Source organism: Duncaniella muricolitica (assembly GCF_910574735.1).
Taxonomy (GTDB): Bacteria; Bacteroidota; Bacteroidia; order Bacteroidales; family Muribaculaceae; genus Duncaniella; species Duncaniella muricolitica.
The window spans coordinates 18,682-37,952 of sequence record NZ_CAJTCF010000002.1 but is presented as its reverse complement, the minus strand read 5'-3'; the positions used below and the strand labels follow the sequence as shown (position 1 = coordinate 37,952).

General features: G+C 54.5%; 13 protein-coding genes and 1 tRNA gene. 7 read left to right on the top strand and 7 right to left on the bottom strand.

Features of this window, described 5'->3' with window-relative positions; all coding sequences use genetic code 11:
* Positions 1-20: 20 nt before the first annotated feature.
* Entirely contained in the window at positions 21-2,888 is a 2,868-nt protein-coding gene (gene uvrA / locus QGT73_RS00605; protein ID WP_280121021.1) for an excinuclease ABC subunit UvrA, read from the bottom strand.
* A 1,399-nt stretch (positions 2,889-4,287) separates the two neighbouring features.
* Positions 4,288-5,295, bottom strand: coding sequence for a type I glyceraldehyde-3-phosphate dehydrogenase (gene gap, locus QGT73_RS00600; RefSeq protein WP_123618163.1), 1,008 nt, complete (start codon positions 5,293-5,295; stop codon positions 4,288-4,290).
* Between the two features lie 296 nt (positions 5,296-5,591).
* Here gap and mscL point away from each other — a divergent pair, with 296 nt between their 5' ends.
* From mscL to QGT73_RS00585, 3 genes are all read left to right on the top strand, one after another.
* Positions 5,592-6,017, top strand: coding sequence for a large-conductance mechanosensitive channel protein MscL (gene mscL, locus QGT73_RS00595; RefSeq protein ID WP_280121020.1), 426 nt, complete (start codon positions 5,592-5,594; stop codon positions 6,015-6,017).
* A 114-nt stretch (positions 6,018-6,131) separates the two neighbouring features.
* A complete protein-coding gene (locus tag QGT73_RS00590; RefSeq protein ID WP_280121019.1) occupies positions 6,132-6,497 on the top strand; it encodes a hypothetical protein in 366 nt (121 codons plus the stop codon).
* Positions 6,494-8,902 (top strand): pectate lyase family protein, encoded by a 2,409-nt coding sequence (locus QGT73_RS00585; RefSeq protein ID WP_280121018.1) that lies wholly within the window; start codon positions 6,494-6,496, stop codon positions 8,900-8,902. Before QGT73_RS00590 ends, QGT73_RS00585 begins: the two co-directional genes overlap by 4 nt.
* A 154-nt stretch (positions 8,903-9,056) precedes the next feature.
* Here the strand turns inward: QGT73_RS00585 and fmt are convergent, their stop codons facing one another.
* The 5 genes from fmt to QGT73_RS00560 all read right to left on the bottom strand — a co-directional run bounded on the left by fmt (position 9,057) and on the right by QGT73_RS00560 (position 16,016).
* Positions 9,057-10,022, bottom strand: a complete 966-nt coding sequence (gene fmt / locus QGT73_RS00580) for a methionyl-tRNA formyltransferase (RefSeq protein WP_280121017.1) — start codon at positions 10,020-10,022, stop codon at positions 9,057-9,059.
* Positions 10,019-13,390, bottom strand: a complete 3,372-nt coding sequence (gene porU / locus QGT73_RS00575) for a type IX secretion system sortase PorU (protein ID WP_280121016.1) — start codon at positions 13,388-13,390, stop codon at positions 10,019-10,021. The genes fmt and porU overlap by 4 nt, the downstream gene beginning before the upstream one ends.
* A 66-nt stretch (positions 13,391-13,456) precedes the next feature.
* Positions 13,457-13,540, bottom strand: a tRNA-Leu gene (locus QGT73_RS00570).
* A gap of 88 nt (positions 13,541-13,628) precedes the next feature.
* Positions 13,629-14,780: a DUF1972 domain-containing protein gene (locus QGT73_RS00565; RefSeq protein ID WP_280121015.1), complete on the bottom strand. Its 1,152-nt coding sequence runs from the start codon at positions 14,778-14,780 to the stop codon at positions 13,629-13,631.
* A 15-nt stretch (positions 14,781-14,795) separates the two neighbouring features.
* Positions 14,796-16,016 carry a glycosyltransferase family 4 protein gene (locus tag QGT73_RS00560; protein ID WP_280121014.1) on the bottom strand — a complete coding sequence of 407 codons (1,221 nt, stop codon included), beginning with the start codon at positions 16,014-16,016 and terminating at the stop codon, positions 14,796-14,798.
* 177 nt (positions 16,017-16,193) lie between these two features.
* On the opposite strand from QGT73_RS00560, the gene QGT73_RS00555 reads away from it, so the two are divergent.
* From QGT73_RS00555 to QGT73_RS00540, 4 genes are all read left to right on the top strand, one after another.
* Entirely contained in the window at positions 16,194-16,652 is a 459-nt protein-coding gene (locus tag QGT73_RS00555) for a DUF4494 domain-containing protein (protein ID WP_123618155.1), read from the top strand.
* 11 nt (positions 16,653-16,663) lie between these two features.
* The gene (locus tag QGT73_RS00550) at positions 16,664-17,332 is read left to right on the top strand and encodes a YggS family pyridoxal phosphate-dependent enzyme (RefSeq protein ID WP_280121013.1); all 669 of its coding nucleotides are present in this window, start codon (positions 16,664-16,666) and stop codon (positions 17,330-17,332) included.
* Between the two features lie 70 nt (positions 17,333-17,402).
* Positions 17,403-18,560, top strand: a complete 1,158-nt coding sequence (gene neuC / locus QGT73_RS00545; RefSeq protein ID WP_280121012.1) for a UDP-N-acetylglucosamine 2-epimerase — start codon at positions 17,403-17,405, stop codon at positions 18,558-18,560.
* A complete protein-coding gene (locus QGT73_RS00540) occupies positions 18,557-19,267 on the top strand; it encodes an acylneuraminate cytidylyltransferase family protein (RefSeq protein ID WP_280121011.1) in 711 nt (236 codons plus the stop codon). Before neuC ends, QGT73_RS00540 begins: the two co-directional genes overlap by 4 nt.
* Positions 19,268-19,271: the final 4 nt, after the last annotated feature.

The following is a 19,271-nucleotide window of genomic DNA, read 5'->3' as shown; positions in this document are numbered from 1 at the left end:
GTATCTCCCTCTCCCCCGTGCTATTGGAGTTTCTCTTTGAGGTAGCGGCCGGTGTGTGATTCAGGGCAAGCCGCCACCTGTTCGGGCGTGCCGGCAATGACGAGGTTGCCGCCGCGGTCGCCTCCCTCGGGGCCCATGTCGATGACATAGTCGGCACACTTGATGACATCCATGTTGTGCTCGATAATCAGTACTGTGTGACCCATGGCAGTGAGACGGTCAAACGATTTCATGAGCGTGGCGATGTCGTTGAAGTGCAGACCTGTGGTCGGCTCGTCAAAAATGTACATAGTGGGCTGGCGCGACTCGTCGGCAAAGAATGACGCGAGCTTGACGCGCTGGTTCTCGCCGCCAGAGAGCGACGACGAGTTCTGGCCTACCTTGATGTAGCCGAGACCCACGTCCTGGAGCGGTTTGAGACGTTTGACGATGCGTTTTTCCTGCGTGCCGGCCTCTTCCGAGAAAAACTCTATGGCCTGGTTGATGGTCATCTCGAGGATGTCATAGATGTTTTTGCCGCGATACTCTATCTCGAGAATCTCCTTCTGATAACGCTTGCCGTGACACTCCTCGCAGGGGATGGTGATGTCGGCCATAAACTGCATCTCGATGGTGATGTAGCCGTCGCCCTTGCAGGCCTCGCAGCGTCCGCCGTCGGAGTTGAACGAGAAGTCCGAGGCCGTGAAGCCCATCTGCTTGGCTCCCTGAGTGGAGGCATAGAGCTTGCGTATTTCCTCAAAGGCTTTGAGATAGGTGGCGGGGTTGGAGCGTGTCGACTTGCCGATAGGGTTCTGGTCGACAAACTCCACGGCACTTATGCGCGAGATGTCGCCCGAGAGCGAGCGGTGAAAGGCCGGAGCGTCACCGGGATTGCCGAGTTTGCGATTTAGCGCGCGATAGAGAATGTCGCGCACGAGGGTTGATTTGCCCGAGCCCGACACGCCGGTGACCACGGTCATGACGCCGAGCGGGAAAGTGACGTCGACATCCTTGAGATTATGCTCGCGCGCACCCTTGATGACTATCGAGTCGCGCCAGCGGCGACGCTCGCGGGGCACGGGGATGGTGAGCGCGCCGCTCAGATAGCGGGCTGTGTAGCTGGTCTTGGCTCCGGGGGCCGAGGTGAGGTCGTCGATGCTCGAGGGGTCACCCTGGAAGATTATCTCGCCACCGAGGCGTCCCGCATCGGGGCCTACGTCGATGAGATAGTCGGCCTCGCGCATTATCTCCTCGTCGTGCTCCACCACCACGACGGTGTTGCCCAGGTCGCGGAGCTTTTTGAGCACTGTGATGAGCCGGCCCGTGTCGCGCGAATGGAGTCCGATGGACGGCTCGTCGAGTATGTAGAGCGAGCCCACGAGACTGCTGCCGAGCGAGGTGGCCAGATTGATGCGCTGGCTCTCGCCGCCCGAGAGCGAGTTGCTGAGGCGGTCGAGGGTGAGGTAGCCGAGGCCCACCTCCACGAGATAGCCCAGGCGGTTGTTGATCTCGGCGAGCACGCGGCGCGCTATGCCGGCGTCGTGGTCGTTGAGCGTGAGTGTGCGGAAAAATTCCTGAAGGTCGCTCACTGGCATGCTCACGAGCTGGCCTATGGTGTGTCCGCCCACCTTTACATAGTCGGCTTCGGGACGCAGACGCGAGCCGTGACATGCGTGACACACTGTCTTGCCCTGATAGCGGGCGCGCATTACGCGATATTGTATCTTGTATTGGTTGGAGTCGACCATCTTGAAAAACTCGTCGATGCTCGGAAACTCGGGATAGGTCAGCTTGGCCGTGCGCATCTGCTCGGGGGTAGGGCCGTGCCACAGGAGCGATTTCTGCTCGGGCGTGAGGTCGGCATAGGGGGTGTGGACTGGAAAACCAAACTGGATGGCGTCGTGGATAAACACGCTGCGCCATTCGCCCATCTTCTCTCCGCGCCAGCATGCCACGGCCTCGTCATAGACCGAGAGCGAGGTGTTGGGTACGACCAGACGCTCGTCGATGCCGAGCACCCGCCCGAAACCACCGCACACGGGGCATGCTCCGACGGGGTTGTTGAAGTTGAACATCATGTCGGAGGGCTCCTCAAAGCGTATGCCGTCAGCCTCGAATTTCTTGGAGAATTCGCGCGTCACGCGTCCGCCTTCCGGCTCCCACACCATCAGGGTGAGCGAGTCGTGACCCTCGAAGAAAGCTGTCTCGGCCGAGTCGGCCAGGCGGCTCAGCTCGTCGCCTTCGTGCGAGACGGCCAGACGGTCGACCACGAGCATGTAGTCTGACGGCTCCATACTTCCGGTGTATTTGTCGTCGCGCATCTGTGAGATAATCTCTTCCAGCTCCAGAAACTCTTCGCCACACATCACACGGGCATAGCCGGCCTTGAGAAACACATCGAGCTGCGACACGAGTCTACGTCCCTCGGGCAGCATGACCGGAGCGAGCACTGCCAGACGTGTGCCGTCGGGATAGCCGGTGGCAAACTCCACCACGTCGTCGACGGTGTGTTTCCTCACCTCCATGCCGCTGACGGGCGAGTAAGTGTGGCCCACACGCCCGAAGAGCAGGCGCAGGTAATCATAGATTTCGGTCGAGGTGCCGACGGTGCTTCGCGGATTGCGCGTGTTGACCTTCTGCTCTATTGCTATGGCCGGCGGGAGTCCGAGTATGGCGTTGCATTCGGGCTTGGGCATCTTGCCCATAAACTGGCGTGCGTAGCTGCTGAGGCTCTCGACGTAGCGTCGCTGTCCCTCGGCATAGAGGGTGTCAAACGCGAGCGACGATTTGCCCGAACCCGACACGCCGGTGATGACCACGAGGCTGCCGCGGGGTATGTCTACGTCGATGTCTTTGAGATTGTTTACCTTGGCTCCGCGCACGGAGATATATTGTAGGCTATCGTTCATTGTCGGGAGATGTTGTGTAATATACAAAGTTACGATTTTTTTTGCTGAGGGCGAAAAAAACGTTCCAAGTAGTCTCAGCAACCTCTTGGAACGTGGTAGTAAAAAACAGAGATGCCTGTCGTTGAAAATATATGGAATCAGGGGCATCTCAGGACTAAGTATAAAAAAATTATCCGTCATCCCGACGAATAATCTTCTTACCTTAAATCTAATACCATGAAAAACTGATACAAAGGTAGGGAGTTTTTCGCTATCTGCAAATTTTTATGCTAAAAAACATCGTGTAATAAATATTATTTAACATATATAGGGTTGCGAGTGAGTTTTGTTAACAATTTGCAGACATCCGCCACTGCACAGGTACCCTCCAGGGCACAGGCATCCCACGCATGCCAATCCCGTCCCGCATGGGCATCCGCAGACACCCCACGCATGCCATTCCCGTCCCGCATGGGCGTCCGTAGGACGCAGATTTGATAGTAACCTGGTACACCGAAGCGCAGCGGAGGTGTGCCAGGACCAATGACTCAATACAATGATGATGGTGTTGCAAAACACCCGAAAGCAGATAATTTGCTGACTGTTGTAGCAAGGAAAGGCCCGTAGGGCCTGTGCGAACTTAGGCCATGGCAAGCACCCGCGCAAGCGGTGCGCAGCCATGGTACAGAACAATTATCCATAGCATGTGCCGCGTAGCGGTACAACAATACAAGCATGTCAAAACGTTAAGTCACAGTGAATTACCATCATGACATTTTGTAGCACCGCTACGCGGCGCACCGTCTTATATCTGTCTTTATACCATGGCAGCGCACCGCTTGCGCGGGTGCTTGCCATGGCCTAAGCTCGCACAGGCCCTACGGGCCTTTCCTTGCCCCAGACGGGTACAAATCGGCTACTAATAGACGTTTTGCAACACCCTCGATTATCGGGCGCGATAGCTATACAGTCCCCTCTCCCGATAACCGATGTCCTGCCGGACATCATTTCTTTGTGATATGCTACTCCTGGCACACCTCCGCTGCGCTTCGGTGTACCAGGTTACGAGCAAATCTGCGTCCTGCGGACGCCCATGCGGGACGAGGGTGTGGCATATGTGGTGTGCCTGCGGATACCTTGAGGGTGTGGCATATGTGGGGGTGTCTACGGACGCCCGTGCGGGAGTGATCGATTTATGCACTAAAATAAAAAACTTTTGTTTCTTATTGAGCTTATGAAACTTTTGTATCTCCTTGGGGATGGCAGGGTGAATACAGCGGAATGTCAGGGAAAGATGCAGCGACGGGTTGCGTCAGAGAAGTGCGGATTGTTCCCTCTACCGGGATAGGGCCGCGGCAACAAAAAAATCCCCCTCGCCGGAGGGGCGAGGGGGACATATGCTCTTGTCAGAGGTGGCTTATTAGCCGTTTACCTTCTTCATGCGGGCGATGAGGTCGAGCACCTTGTTAGAGTAGCCGATCTCGTTGTCATACCAGCTTACAACCTTAACGAAGGTCGGGGTGAGCTGGATACCAGCCTTGGCGTCGAAGATAGAAGTGCGGGTGTCGCCGAGGAAGTCGCTTGATACGACAGCGTCCTCAGTGTAGCCGAGGATACCCTTGAGTGAACCCTCGGAAGCCTCCTTCATAGCGGCGCAGATTTCCTCGTAAGTAGCGGGCTTGGCGAGGTTGCAGGTGAGGTCAACTACAGACACGTCGAGAGTGGGGACGCGCATTGACATACCTGTGAGCTTGCCGTTGAGTTCGGGGATAACCTTGCCTACAGCCTTGGCAGCACCGGTAGAAGAGGGGATGATGTTGCCTGAAGCGGCACGGCCACCACGCCAGTCCTTCATAGAGGGACCGTCAACAGTCTTCTGTGTAGCGGTGGTAGAGTGTACGGTGGTCATGAGGCCGTCGGTGATGCCAAACTTGTCGTTGAGCACCTTGGCGATGGGGGCGAGACAGTTGGTGGTGCAAGAAGCGTTTGATACGAACTGCTGACCTGCGTAGGTGTCGTCGTTAACACCGCAGACAAACATGGGGGTATCGTCCTTAGAGGGAGCTGACATAACCACATACTTGGCACCTGCCTCGATGTGAGCCTGAGCCTTCTCTTTGGTGAGGAAGAGACCGGTTGATTCAACTACGTACTCGGCACCTACTGCACCCCAGCCGATCTCGGCGGGATTCTTGCATGCTGTAACGCGGATTGACTTGCCGTTTACGATGAGGAGGCTCTTCTCCAAATCGTAGTCAACTGTGCCGTCAAACTGGCCATGCATAGTGTCATACTTGAGCATGTAAGCCATATAGTCAACGGGGAGGAGGTCGTTGATAGCAACTACCTCGATGTCATCACGCTTGGTGGATGCACGGAATACGAACCGGCCGATGCGGCCAAAGCCATTGATACCTATTTTTGTCATAATTTAAAAATAAATTGGGTTTTATTTTTTAGAATTGATTTGATTCCTTTGGAAACGCCTATCTAATAAGCGCGACAAAATTACTAAATATTTTTTAATCATCTAACAATTTGCACCGAAAAAAGTAGCATCGTTATACATTATTATATATTGGTGGGGATGTGTTCACACCATTTGTCGTGAATTTGATGTGGTATAACATTTTTTTAGAAAACTTATTATAAAAATCGCCTGTTATTATCTAAATTTGTTCCCAAATTCGTTTTTTTCAACACCCTCTCTTAATCAGTATTAAAATGTCATTTTTCAAGGAATTTAAAGAGTTTGCAATGCGCGGCAATGTCATAGACATGGCTGTCGGCGTTGTGATAGGTGCCGCTTTCGGCAAGATAATTTCATCACTTGTCGACGACATCATAATGCCGCTCGTGGGCGTAGTCACCGGCGGTATGAATTTCACCGACTACAAGTGGGTGATACAAAAGGCCGTTGTCGACAGTCAGACACAGGAGGTGCTCACGCCCGAGGTCACAATGAACTGGGGCTCGTGGGTGCAGACTCTCGTCGACTTCATTATCGTGGCTTTCTGCATATTTGTAGCCATCAAGGCCATCAATCAGCTCAAACGCAAGAAGGAGGAGGCTCCGGCCCCTGCTCCCGCTCCCACCAAGGAAGAGGTGCTGCTCACCGAGATACGCGATCTGCTCAAGGAGAAGAAGTAACACCGAGTCTGCGGACAGAGCAAAAAACAAAATATGTATGGACAGTCGGGCGTGTGGCTCATGCTGTCCGTACATTTCCCTTATAATCTGATACTTATTTTACTTTCAATAACCATGAATAACACCTTAAGAATGTCATTGTGCGCACTATTGTTGGGCGGCGCAGTGGCCATGTGGGCCGACTCGAAGATTGTCACCACCGTCGGCGGCACCCCTGAGACAAGGGAGCTTGTGCGTATCACTTTTGACGGCGATAATGTGATACTTAATTTCTCTGACGACACCACCCTGTCGGCCGACATGTCGGAAGTGGCTGTGAATCTTACGCATGATGAGCAGACGGCGATTGACCAAATCATTGCCGACCCTGTGAAAAAGAGCGGGGTCTACAACCTCAAAGGCCAGCGTGTGGCCGACACCCCCGAGGGACTCAAAGCGGGAGTATATATCGTTAACGGTCAAAAAGTGCTTGTGAAATGAAGAAGTCTTTACTCTCGCTCCGCGGCCTTCTGACCGCTGCCATCGCTATTATTACATTTGGCGCAAATGCCCAGACATGGGATTTCAGAAATATGCCTGACACCGATGCGGCTAATCTTGCGGCCGATGCATCCAACTGGACTCAGTCGCTTAACGGTCAGATTACGCGCTGGGCCAATAAAAATAAACTTTCGAGCGAGGCCCTCATTGCCAATGGCAGTGAACTTGAGATGACCAAGGGCCTTAAATTTACCGCCGGATCGTCTGATAAAGTCCGCATAGACCAAAATGTGTCGATAAGACTTAACGGAGGCAAACTTTCGATTACCACCCCGAGCCTTTCGGCCGGAGCTACAGTTACCGTGACATGCGAGACCGCCAATTCAAGCGAGGCCCGTACTGTCAGCGCGAGCAATCTTACGGTAACCAGCGGTTTCAAAGCGACCACCGATATGCAGACCAATGTCGGTAAAGTCACTGCGACAGGCCCTGTAACCATAACCACCGGCGGTGGTATGGCGATATATACGATAGTCGTGGAAGGCAATACCACCGAACCCGAGAAGCCCGTTACTCCCTCTGTCCCCGACCATGCGGTGGCCATGAATCCGATGGCCAATCAGATGATGCTCACTATCGCTGACAATTCTGTGAAATATTACAATACAGCCGAGCTTGAGAGCGTAGACCTCGACAAGACTGTCGGCAAAGTGACGGTGACCCCCAAGGCTGCCGACTGGACCGACGAATATCTCAAAAACGTCAGCACCATATCCTTCACCAAGGGGATTCCTACAGGTTCGGAGGGTGAGATAGTCAACCGCGGTGTCAACATCACCGAGGCCAAAGGCTGGCTCGAGAGCGCGTATGTGAAATGGACCCCGTTTGAGGGTGCCACATCATATAATGTGTATGTCAAGGGTGGCAAATATGCCGATTATACACGCATCGACCGCGAACTCGTACGCGACTACGGCTCCTATGGACGTGCCGACATGGTGGGACTGCCCGCAAATGTCTATGCCCTCAAGGTAGTGCCTGTGATTGACGGCACCGAGGACACCGCTTCGGCCTCCGAAGCCACAGGCATGAGTGTCAAGGCCCACGACCGCTCGGGATTTGCGTTCCTGCGCAACACAGGTACAGCTCCCTATGACGGATCGGGTATCGGTGCGTACAAGGAGAACGGCGAGCTAAAGGATAACGCCACTGTGATTTATGTCACAGCCGAGACAGCCAAGACCGTGACATGCAAGGTGTTTCATGACAAGGCCTATAAGGAATTTACAGGCCTGCAGGCCATTATGGATGCTTTGCAGAAAGGCACCGCCAAGGAGCCCATATGTGTGCGTATAGTCGGCACAATCAAGGATACCGATATGGATTCATTCTCCAGTTCAGCCGAAGGTCTCCAGATAAAGGGTAAAAACGCTTATGCCCCTGTCAATGTCACCATCGAGGGCATCGGTGACGACGCCACTACATGGGGATTCGGATTCCTGATACGCAACTGCTCGTCAGTCGAGATGCGCAACTTTGCCAATATGTGCTGTATGGACGACGCCTTGTCGTTTGACACCAAAAATGCTCACTGCTGGGTGCATCACATGGACTTTTTCTACGGCAGCATAGGCGGTGACTCCGACCAGGCCAAGGGTGACGGCACTGTAGACATCAAAGGCAATACACGCTACATAACTGTGGCCTACAACCATTTCTGGGACAATGGCAAGACATCACTTTGCGGCATGAAGAGCGAGTTGACCGAGGACTATGCCGATTATCATCACAACTGGTTTGACCACAGCGACTCGCGTCATCCTCGCGTGCGCACCATCACCACACATGTATGGAACAACTATTATGACGGTGTGGCCAAATATGGCGTAGGAGCCACCATGGGGTCAAGCATATTTGTGGAAAGCAATTTCTATCGTCACACCAAAGACCCTATGATGATATCCAGGCAGGGTACTGATGGTAAGGGTGACGGCACATTCTCGGGCGAGGATGGCGGCATGATAAAGAGTTTTGGCAACCTGTATGCCGAAAAGGGTGCTTCGAGCAATTACACTGTCATCACCCACACCGCCTCGGCCGACGATTTTGACTGCTACGAAGCATCGTCGCGCGACGAGCAGGTGCCGGCATCATATGTGACCAAGTTTGGTAGTACATCCTACAGCAACTTTGACACCAATCCGTCACTCATGCACACCTACACTGCACAGCCTGCTGCCGAAGTGCCTGCAACCGTGATGGGATTCTACGGAGCCGGACGTCTCAACAAGGGTGATTTCCAGTGGACATTCGACAATGCCACCGAGGATACGAACTATGATGTCATCTCAGCTCTCAAGACGGCTTTGGTCAACTATTCATCCAAGCTCGTGAAGATATTCTAAATCCCTAATCAGGGGAGATACAAAAGGACAAAAGTCTCAAAAGAAACAGAAGTTTTTTATTTTTTCATGGCTGAAAATCTTATAGCCTGTAAAATAAAAAACTTCTGTTTCTTTTGAGACTTTTGTCCTTTTGTATCCCCCCGGTGCCTGGATATTATACTTTGAATCTCGGAGTGACGAGGCGTGCGCCGCGGAGATATTCGGCCGTGGTGACACGACGTTTGCCGGGAGCCTGGAGCGAAAGTATGCTTACGGGAGCAGTGGCGGTGCCTACGATGAGCGTGTCGCCCTGAATGGCTATTTCGCCGGGAGCGAGCGGAGCCATGTCGTGAAGAATCGCGGTCTCGAATATCTTGACGGCACCTTGCTCTGTATCATCCGATATGAGTGTAGACCACGCGGCGGGATAGGGCGAGAGTCCGCGCACATGATTGTGGATTGTCTCGGCCGGAGAGTTCCAGCATATCTCGCAGTCCTCTTTGAAAATTTTTGGTGCCGGAGTGGGTTCGGTGTCGCCGATGAGCTGGTCTTGCGGAATGGGTCGTAGCGTGCCGGCAATGATGTCGTCGATGGTCTTGACGGTGAGCTTCGCGCCGAGATGCATCAGGCGGTCATGCACATCGCCGACGTTGTCGGTGGGGAGTATCTCCACCCGTTCCTGCGAGATAATGTCGCCGGTGTCGATTTCGTGTTTCAGGAAGAATGTCGTGACGCCCGTCTCGGTGTCGCCGTTCATCACGGCGCGATTGATAGGCGCGGCACCGCGGTAGCGCGGCAGCAGAGAAGCGTGGAGGTTGAATGTGCCCAGGCGCGGCATAGTCCACACCACTTCGGGGAGCATGCGGAAGGCTATGACGATAAACAGGTCGGCCTCAAGAGCACGCAGACGGTCGACAAACTCGGGGTCTTTAAGCCTGACGGGCTGTAACACCTCGATGCCATGGCTCATGGCACAGAGTTTGACCGGCGACTGATACATCTTGTGGCCACGTCCGGCAGGTTTGTCGGGCATTGTCACGACCCCCACCACGTTATAACCGTTGGCGAGGATTGCCTCAAGGCTTTCTACGGCAAAATCAGGTGTGCCGAGAAACACTATGCGGAGATTTTCTTTGGTCATTGTTTTTTCACTATTGTAAATAATGTTTCGGGAGTAGCTGTGTAGAAGGGGTGGGCATCGATTATCACCGAGGCTCGATAAGTGCCGTCAGGCACTGCGAGTCCGTCGGAGGCGGTGAGGTCCCAGGTGAATGGAAACGGTGCGGAGTCGGTCGAGAGCACGGTGTTACCCTCCATGTCGCGTATCACGAGCCGCTCGGAGCGTGGAGTTAAGGGGAGCGAATGTGACAGCGTGAAGGTGACGTCATCGCGCACCAGGGAGGACGACGGTGTGAGCGTGGCGGTGTGGTCGACGGTCACGACTGTAAAGCTGATGGTCTCCGAAGCCGAGTTGCCGGCGATGTCACGCGCGCGTAAGGTGATGGTGTGGGGGCCGTCGTTGAGGTTGTCGAGCTGACAGGCTCCGCGTGCCACACCCTCCTCCTCAGGGTGTATGATTCCGGCGGCCGCCGGAAGGCTTGAGCCGTCAAGCGCGACTACAGGCATCAAGCCGACAGATGAGTTGTTGAGACTTAAGCCCGACCCGCTGTCGGAAATCTCGATATATAATATAGGTGATGACGACACCACGGCTCCGTCGGCCGTGCCCGGCGAATCGAGCCACAGGTTTATGGCCGGAGGAGTTACATCGGTGTCGCGGCCGGCATCATCGGCGGGATCGGTGACCGAAAGGCGGTCAAATCCGCCCGAGGCGATGACGTGTGAGTCGGAGATAGCGTTGAGAGTCATACGGTTGGTGCCGGTGGCCGATACGGCCGGCAGAGTAAGGTCGGAACTCCACAAGCCGTCGGTGACATTGACCACCGACGTGTATATGAGATCATCGTCGACAGTCAGCTCTTTTGACAGGTCCTTGTTGTCGTGCTTGAGGGTGCTTCGTATGTAGGGGGTGGCGTAGATGTCGACATACAGTTTGCCCGAGAACGAGGTGTCGACCGAGCCGTCGGGGCGGGTGACGTTGCCTGAGAAGCGAGTCTTTGACAGTGCGGCCACCGATATTTTTTCATTTTCGGACGTAAGGGGAGTCCCGTCTATGGAGGTGACATTGACTGTGGCCTCTGGCAGATAGCGGGGTAGGGCCGGGTCGCCGAGAAAGTTGTAGCACAGATTGTTGGTAAACTGCGAGACAGAGGACTTGGTGCTGTTGACCGCGAGGCGGAACACGTCGCCCAGACATTCGCCCCCCTCGGATGTATAGAAGAGGTCGATAAACCGGTTGTTGAGCGTGATGTTATAGTTGAGATACACCTCGTCGCCGGCCCCTATCACGGCTATCGGTCCCGGGTTGTGGAGTATCATCGTGGAGCCGAGACTGTTGTCGGTGATGTCGATTGGAGTGGTGCTGCACGACGACATGTAGACCACCGGCAGGGAGCCGTAGGCCATGGTCTTTTCACGGTTCATGGTGTGGGAATAGTGCGAGATATGGTCGCGCGAGCTGTGGCCTGTGTAGCTGAACAGGCGGGAGTCTCCCCCGAAACGCGATGTGAGGTAGGAGTGGAGCTGCTTCGACTCCTTGAGCTGAGGATTGCTGAGAGTGAAGAGCGAGAGGTGGGCGCGGTTGAGAGTGGGCGATGCGGTGTGGCTGCTTATGAGCGAGCCGATGTTTTCCGAGGCCATGAGGTGCTGGCTCGCGTCGCCTATGCCTCCCGAGATAATGGCGTGATTGTAGTGGCCCGCCTTGACGGGTGACGACAGGTAGGTGATGCATTTGTCCACATAGGCTTCGGCCGAGACACTGTCGGCCGACGGCACGCGTCCGACACTGACGCTTGCATCCGCACGCATGGATGCGAGCGAGGGAGCGATGTGGTCGGCCAAGGTGCCGAAGTATAGGTCGGAACAGTAAAATTTGGTCTCGTCACACTGCTCGGAGGTGCTTTCGGTGCCATAGGTGACCATGTATTCCGTGCCGGAGATGTCAAAGTCGGCACGTGTGTCACGTGAGCCTTGGCCGAAAAGCAGCAGATAGCGCAGCGGCCGTCCGGTATCAGCGGCGAGCCGACGCACGAAGTGACGCAGTCCGTTGGGGTGGAGCGTGCCCGACGAATATTGGTTGAATATTTCACTCTGTCGGACTACGCTTACCTTCATGCCCTGCCACTGCTCGTGGGCGGCGGCCAGGCGGAGTGCGGCGTCATAAGTGGCTTCGGTGGTGACAATCAGCATGTCGGCTCCGTAGGCCGGCGTGAGGTCCTGTGTGGCTGTCATCCCGCAATATTCCGGCACAGGGATGTGGGCAGAGGGGAGAAATGTGTGTATACTGAGCGATGGAGACGAGGTGGCCGTGCATAGGGTGGTGACACCGTTTTCGCTGCTGTGTACTTTGAGATTGCGGGGTGAGCGCGGCTGCGTGACATCCCATGCCACGAGTCCGGGCAGGATTCCCCGCAGGGTTATCGGCCGGCCGGCCGAGGCGTTGGGGATGTGAAGCGTGTAAGGCTCGGCCGAGGTGTGACTGGCACGCTCATAGATAAACGTGTGGTTGGAGAGGGCAAATACTCCGAAGAGGTCGGAGGGGTTGCTGAATGTTACCGAAAACCTGTCGGCCTCCCCGGCAAAGCTGAGATTGACGCGCGACTGTTCCTTATGAGTGTAGAGGCGGTGGAGTATGGTGCTGTTGCGCGTGAGTCTGTCGGGAGTGCCGCTTGTCGAGCTTACCGCGTCGGAAAAGTTTACTCCCACAGATTGGGGAGTGGCGTTGTCGTGCCACCATATATAGGAGTAATACAGGAAGCCATTGCCGCACTGGCCGGGTATGTCAAAACCGATGGTGCGCGGCGAGGCGGCTCCGATGTTGTGTGAATAGGAGAGCAGGCCGTGGGTCGACGGATGGTTCTCGCGATACACGTGATGGCTGAGCGCGTAGTGAGTTGTGACAGCCGTGGAGTCGTCGGCAGGGGTTATGTCGGATGTCTCCATGTCGGGCGACGAAAAGCCGGCCCGTTGGCCTATGAAATAATATGAGCCTTTGGAGTAATAGTTGTAATGGGCGTCAAAAGGGGTGTATCCGCCCCCGGGAATGGTGTTGAGAGTAAGGCGCGTGTCGCCCTCGGCATAGAAGTATATGGCGTCGTCGTCGCGATACACAGGGAGCACGGGCAGATCGTCGGGAGCGGTGTCGAGCGAATGGGCGCGCTCCACGCTGCCATAGCCGGCTATGACTATGTTGTCGGGATTGTCAAATCCCCATTCACGCAGCAGGGAGTGGGGCAGACGGTAGACCGATGTGGTGTCGGTGTGCACCTTGACCCATCGCCCGGCCGATAGCAGCGATGATGTCGTGGCGGTGGCAGATATGGACGGCAGTAATAACAGCAGTGCCGTCATAGCTGCGAGCGCGATATGATGTCGGAGATTGGTATGCACGTGTATTTTCTGAAAAAATCCCCGCTTACCCCTCGAAAACAAGAGGCCGGCGGGGATTGAATTTAGTGCTCGAAGCGGGACTCGAACCCGCACGGTCGCAATGACCAAAGGATTTTAAGTCCTTCGTGTCTACCATTCCACCATTCGAGCATCCGTGTCGGTGTTATGAAAACACCGCAAAGTTAGCGTATTTTTTCCTCTTTTCCAAAAGTTGCCTTTCATTAACGTCAAAAAAACGCTAATTCCCATTGGTGGCATGCTTTCGGTTGTCAGCTATCAGCCATTTGAAATAGTCTTCGTGCAGGTCAACGAGATGTTGCCATGAATACCGCTCGCGTATGGTGGTGAGGTTGGCCTCGACAATGCGTGATTTCATGTCGGAGATTGAGTTGTCGATGTTGTCAAGTATCTCGGTGACATCATGGCTGTCGCGGTAATATATCGCATTGTCGCCTGCCACCGCGCGGTTGAATATGTTGTCGTGGGCCAGGAGCATCACCTCGCTTGCCATGGCTTCGAGCAGCGACGGATTTGTGCCTCCGACCGAATGGCCGTGAAAATAGGCGCGAGAGTATCGGCGTATCGAGTTGATTTTCTTGAAGTCGTATATCCCGCCGATAAATCGTATGCCGCTTTCCGAGCCGTATTTTTTTATCAGCTTTTTAGCAAACGGTGTGTTGGTCTTTCCGACAAGCACGAGCGGACAGATGCCTTTGTGCTTTGAGGCGAGATAGCCCTGTATGGCCATCTCGATATTGTTTTCGGGCTCCATACGGGCTATGATCAGGTAATAGCCGTCGGCTGTCAGACCATATTCGGCCGGAATGTCGGGATTATAGTTGTCGTGTATGTCAGCCCCGTAGGCAAGATATTTTGACGGCTTGCCATATTTCTGCATGAAATAGTCGGCTATGCCCGTGTTGTCTGACACGAGATAATGAGAGTGTTTCACTGCCATTTTTTCCTCCCATTCCACAAACCGTCGCACCAGAGGGTTAAATTTGGTGCGTTTGTATTCAAGCCCGTCCATATTGGTAGTGACTATTACATCCTTGCGTTTTTTGATGTCAAACCATATGTAGGCCGGGATAATGGATGTGTAGCCCGCTTCGTATATTATATCGTAATCCCCTTCTTGCAAGGCGTCTTTCAGACACTTGAAATCATAGAAAAACGAGCCGATGCTGCTGCCCATCCATTGCTCGGGTGAATGGATGTGTTTAATCCTGACACCTTTGTATTCGCTCTCTTTATAGGGATGAAAATGCGGAGAATATACGGTGACATCATGTCCTCTGCGGGCAAGCCCGACCGAGATGTATTCGGCAAACTGTTCAAAACCGCCGTAGTTGTTGGGGATGCCGCGTGTGGACACAAATGCGATTTTCATATAATCGGGGTGAGTTTAGCGTATGCAGGATTGATATATATTCAGAATTCGGTCGAGGTGTGTGCGTGTGGAGAATTTTTCAGTCGCGTCGCGGGCTATTGAACACTTGTCGAATGATGAGGGTGAGAAGTCATTCAATATTCGGGCGAGAGCATTTGTGTCACCCGATTTGTAGAGAAATCCGTTTACTCCGGGAGTAATAAGTTCGGGGATGCCGCCGATGTCGGCTCCTATGACGGGGGTGCCGGCACAAAGACTCTCGATGACAGCGAGCGGATTGTTCTCAAACCATTCCGACGGACAGACACAGGCGTCGGCGTCACGTTGCAGGGCCGCGACAGCCTCGGCGTCGAGCCGGCCGAGAAATGTGATGCCTTTATGACCGGCGGCCATTGCCTCCAACTGGGCGCGCATCGGTCCGTCACCGGCTATGCGCAGGTTTACGCCCGACTGTATTGCGGCCTGTATCAGTGTGGCGACGCCTTTCTCGAATGACAGACGCCCGGTGTAGGCAAAATATCGGTTGTCGTCACCACCGCCGCCGCTTCGCGAGTCACTGCGAGCGAGAATGCGTAGTTTGGCGGGGTCGACAAAGTTGTATATCACGTTCATCTTGTCTTTGTCGGCTCCACCGAGCATCATCATTTCGCTCATGAAGTGTGAGGGAGCTATGTATGCGTCGGTCATGCGGTTGAGCCTCGGCATAGACCACCGGAGTTTTTCTACCGCAGCCATGGCGGATGCCGTCAGACTGTTTTTGAGACATCTGTTTCTTACGGGGCTGCATTTGCCGGTGGCTGCATAGTCGCATATCTCGCCGTTGCCTTTGCGGAAAGTATAGGCCGGGCAGACGAGTTTGAAGTCGTGCAGAGTCCACACCACGGGGATGCCGCTGTCATGGGCTATCCGGCATATTACAGGGGAGAGGTAGGAGTGGATGTTGTGGACATGTATCACATCGGGCTTGAAGTCGAGCAGGACTTTACGAAACGCGACGGAGATGTCGCCCAATCCTACAAGACGTCCGAAGGCCTTTACTTTCTGAGAGAGTGAGCCTGAAAAGTCGATCTGTGATGCAAACGAGCCGCTTTCAGGCAGACTGATGTTGAGTGGATGATGCATCGCGAAGACCTGTACCGTGTGGCCCGCTTCGATTAACAGTTCACGTGTGCCCATGGCCACCACGCAGTCACCGCCGCGCGGATAGAAAAATTTATTGACAATGAGTACTCGCATCTCTTGTGACGGTAATGGATTGATACATTTATACCTTATTGTAACGTCACGGCAAGTGTGAAAATTGTATAATAAGGCATGGAAAATAAAAAAACACAGGCATCTGGAATTTGGATGAGATTTTTTGCGTAATTTTGTAGCTCGATTTTTGTTTTTTAATCACTCGTAACAATATACATTACAATGGCAATTTGGTTTGAGACTAAGGTCCGTTATGACAAGACAATGGAGAACGGAGCCATCAAGAAAGTCACTGAAGCATATATGGTGGACGCGCTGTCGTTTACCGAGGCTGAGGCCCGCATCTCGGAGGAGATAGCGCATTTCACATCCGAATATAATGTGTCGGCTGTGAAGATTTCCAAGATTTCCGAGATATTCCGTCAGAAGACCGGCGACAAGTGGTATCTTGTCAAGGCGGCTTTCATCACTCTCGACGAGAAGACCGCTGTGGAGAAGAAATCGATCACACAGTTTCTCGTGGCCGCCGACTCGTTCAAGGAGGCTTATGACAACTTCATGGAAGGCATGAGCGGCACAATGGCCGACTTTGAGATCAACACCATCCAGGAGACTCCCATCATGGACGTCTATGAGGCTGATCTCAGCGGCAAGGGTTCAAAGGACGGAGAATAAGAGGCCGTGACATGGGCGTAAGTGAAAATCTGCGTCAGCTCCGCGAGTCGGTTCCTTCGGGAGTCGAACTCGTGGCTGTGTCAAAGTTTCATCCTGTCGAGGCTCTGCTCGAGGCATATGAGACAGGTCAGCGAGTGTTTGGCGAAAGCCGGGCCAACGAGCTGTGTGACAAGGCCAAGGTGATGCCGGCCGATGTGCGGTGGCATTTTATCGGACATCTTCAGACCAACAAGGTGCGCCAGATACTTCCTCATGTGTCGCTTATCCACAGTGTCGACTCAGCCCGTCTGCTGTCGCTGATCAACAGTGAGGCCGCCCGCATAGACCGCCGTGTGGCTGTGCTTCTGCAGGTGCATGTGGCCCGCGAAGAGACCAAGTATGGCTTCGCGCCCGACGAGCTTATTGACCTTGTGACTCCTGAGCTTGTCGCCGAGATGTCGCATGTGGAGATTGCCGGAGTCATGGGCATGGCTTCCAATGTGGACGATGAGGAGCGTATACGCGAGGATTTCAGACTGATACGTCACACGTTTGACACATTGAAAAAGGGTGTGATGAGCCGATGCGATTCGTTCACTGTTGTGAGCATGGGCATGAGCCATGACTGGCCTATAGCCGTAAGCGAAGGTGCCGACATGATACGCGTGGGCACAACTATTTTTGGCGAACGCGAATATTGAGCCATCGAGATAAACACCCTCTAACAAAAAAATATCTTCCCGCCGAGCCTGCTCGAACGGTGTGAAAAACATGAGAAATATAGCCATAGCCACAGGTACGCGTGCCGACTGGGGTCTGCTCAGCGGCATTGCCGTCGCGCTCCGTGATCGGCCCGACTGCCGTGTCACGGTGCTGGCTACCAACATGCACCTGCAGCAACGCTATGGCATGACCATAAATGAAATCAAGGCCGATGGCTTTGACGATGTGGTGAGTGTCGCGATGCCCGATACGGGCGACACTCCTGCGGGCACTGTCGATGCCATGGGGGCGTGTATGTCAGGCATGGCCCGTGCGTTTGGCGAATTGAAGCCCGATGTTGTCGTGATACTCGGCGACCGTTTCGAGATGCTTGCCACCGCCACCGCCGCCATGATGATGCGCATCCCGATAGTGCATATAGCCGGAGGCGAGATTTCCGAAGGGGCCATTGACGACTCCATACGCCATGCCATTACCAAGATGGCAAGTCTGCACCTCACTTCCACCGAGCCCTACCGCCGCCGCGTCATCGCAATGGGCGAGGAGCCCGGGCGGGTCATAAACACAGGTTCGATTGGGGTGTGGAATCTGCTCAACGAACCGTTGATGCCGCGCGACCGGCTGGAGGAATCTATCGGTTTCAGTCTGCCTCACGGGTCGTTGCTCGTGACCTATCATCCGGCCACGCTCGACAGTTGCGACACCGAGTCACGTTGCCGTGCCTTGCTGGAAGCACTCGACCGGTTTCCCGACTCGCATGTGCTCATCACTTATCCCAACAATGACGCGCAGGGCCGTGTGATAATCGACATGATAGAGAGTTACGCCTTGAGCAATCCCGACCGTGTGAGGGTCATCCCCTCGCTCGGCAAGCTACGCTATCTCTCGGCGTTGCGCTGTGTCAGCGCGGTGGTGGGCAACTCGTCGAGCGGCATTATAGAAGTGCCGTCGATGGGCATACCAACCGTCGACATAGGCATCAGACAGCGCGGACGGCTATGCTCCGACAGTGTGATACATTGCGGTGACTCGGCCGATGACATAGCCATGGCCATCGCCGAAGCCCTGTCGGACGAGGGACAGGCGCGTGCACGTGCAGCGCAAAATCCCTATGTGCGTCCCGACACTCTCGCTCTCTCAGTCAAGGCCATAGCCGAGACTCCTGTGGAGCTGATGCGTACCAAAAAATTTTATGACCTGAGATGATGACCACCACCTCCTGCTCCACATTATACATAATACCTGCCCGTGGAGGCAGCAAAGGCATACCCGGCAAGAATATCAAGATGATAGCCGGACATCCGCTCATCCACTATTCCATCGAGGTGGCCCGACAGCTCGCGCCCGACAGCCATGTGATAGTGTCGACCGACGATGACGCCATCCGCGCTGTCGTCGAGAGCGAGGGGCTGGAGGTAGCCTATCGCCGTCCCGCAGCCCTGGGGGCCGACAATGTGGGGTCGCGCGAGGTGATACTCGATGTCATGGATTATGCCGACCGCACGGGCATCGTGTATGACCGGATAGTATTGTTGCAGCCCACCTCGCCCCTGCGCACCGTCGGTGATGTGGAGGCGTGTCTGGCTCTCTATTCGCCCGATATTGACATGGTGGTGAGTGTCACAGAGGCAGCGTGCAATCCTTACTATGACTGCTTCGAGACCGCCGGGGACGGATGTCTCCGTGTGAGCAAGGGTGACGGACTCATTACCCGCAGGCAAGATGCTCCGCGCGCATGGCAATACAACGGCTCGGTCTATGTAATCAATCCAGCGTCGATACGCGCCATGGAGCTTGGACGGTTTGGCCGCCGCATACCTTACGAGATGCCACGCAGCCGTTCGCTCGACCTTGACACGCCGCTCGACTGGATGGTGCTTGAGCAGGTCATGAACCAACTCTCCAATGACTGATATT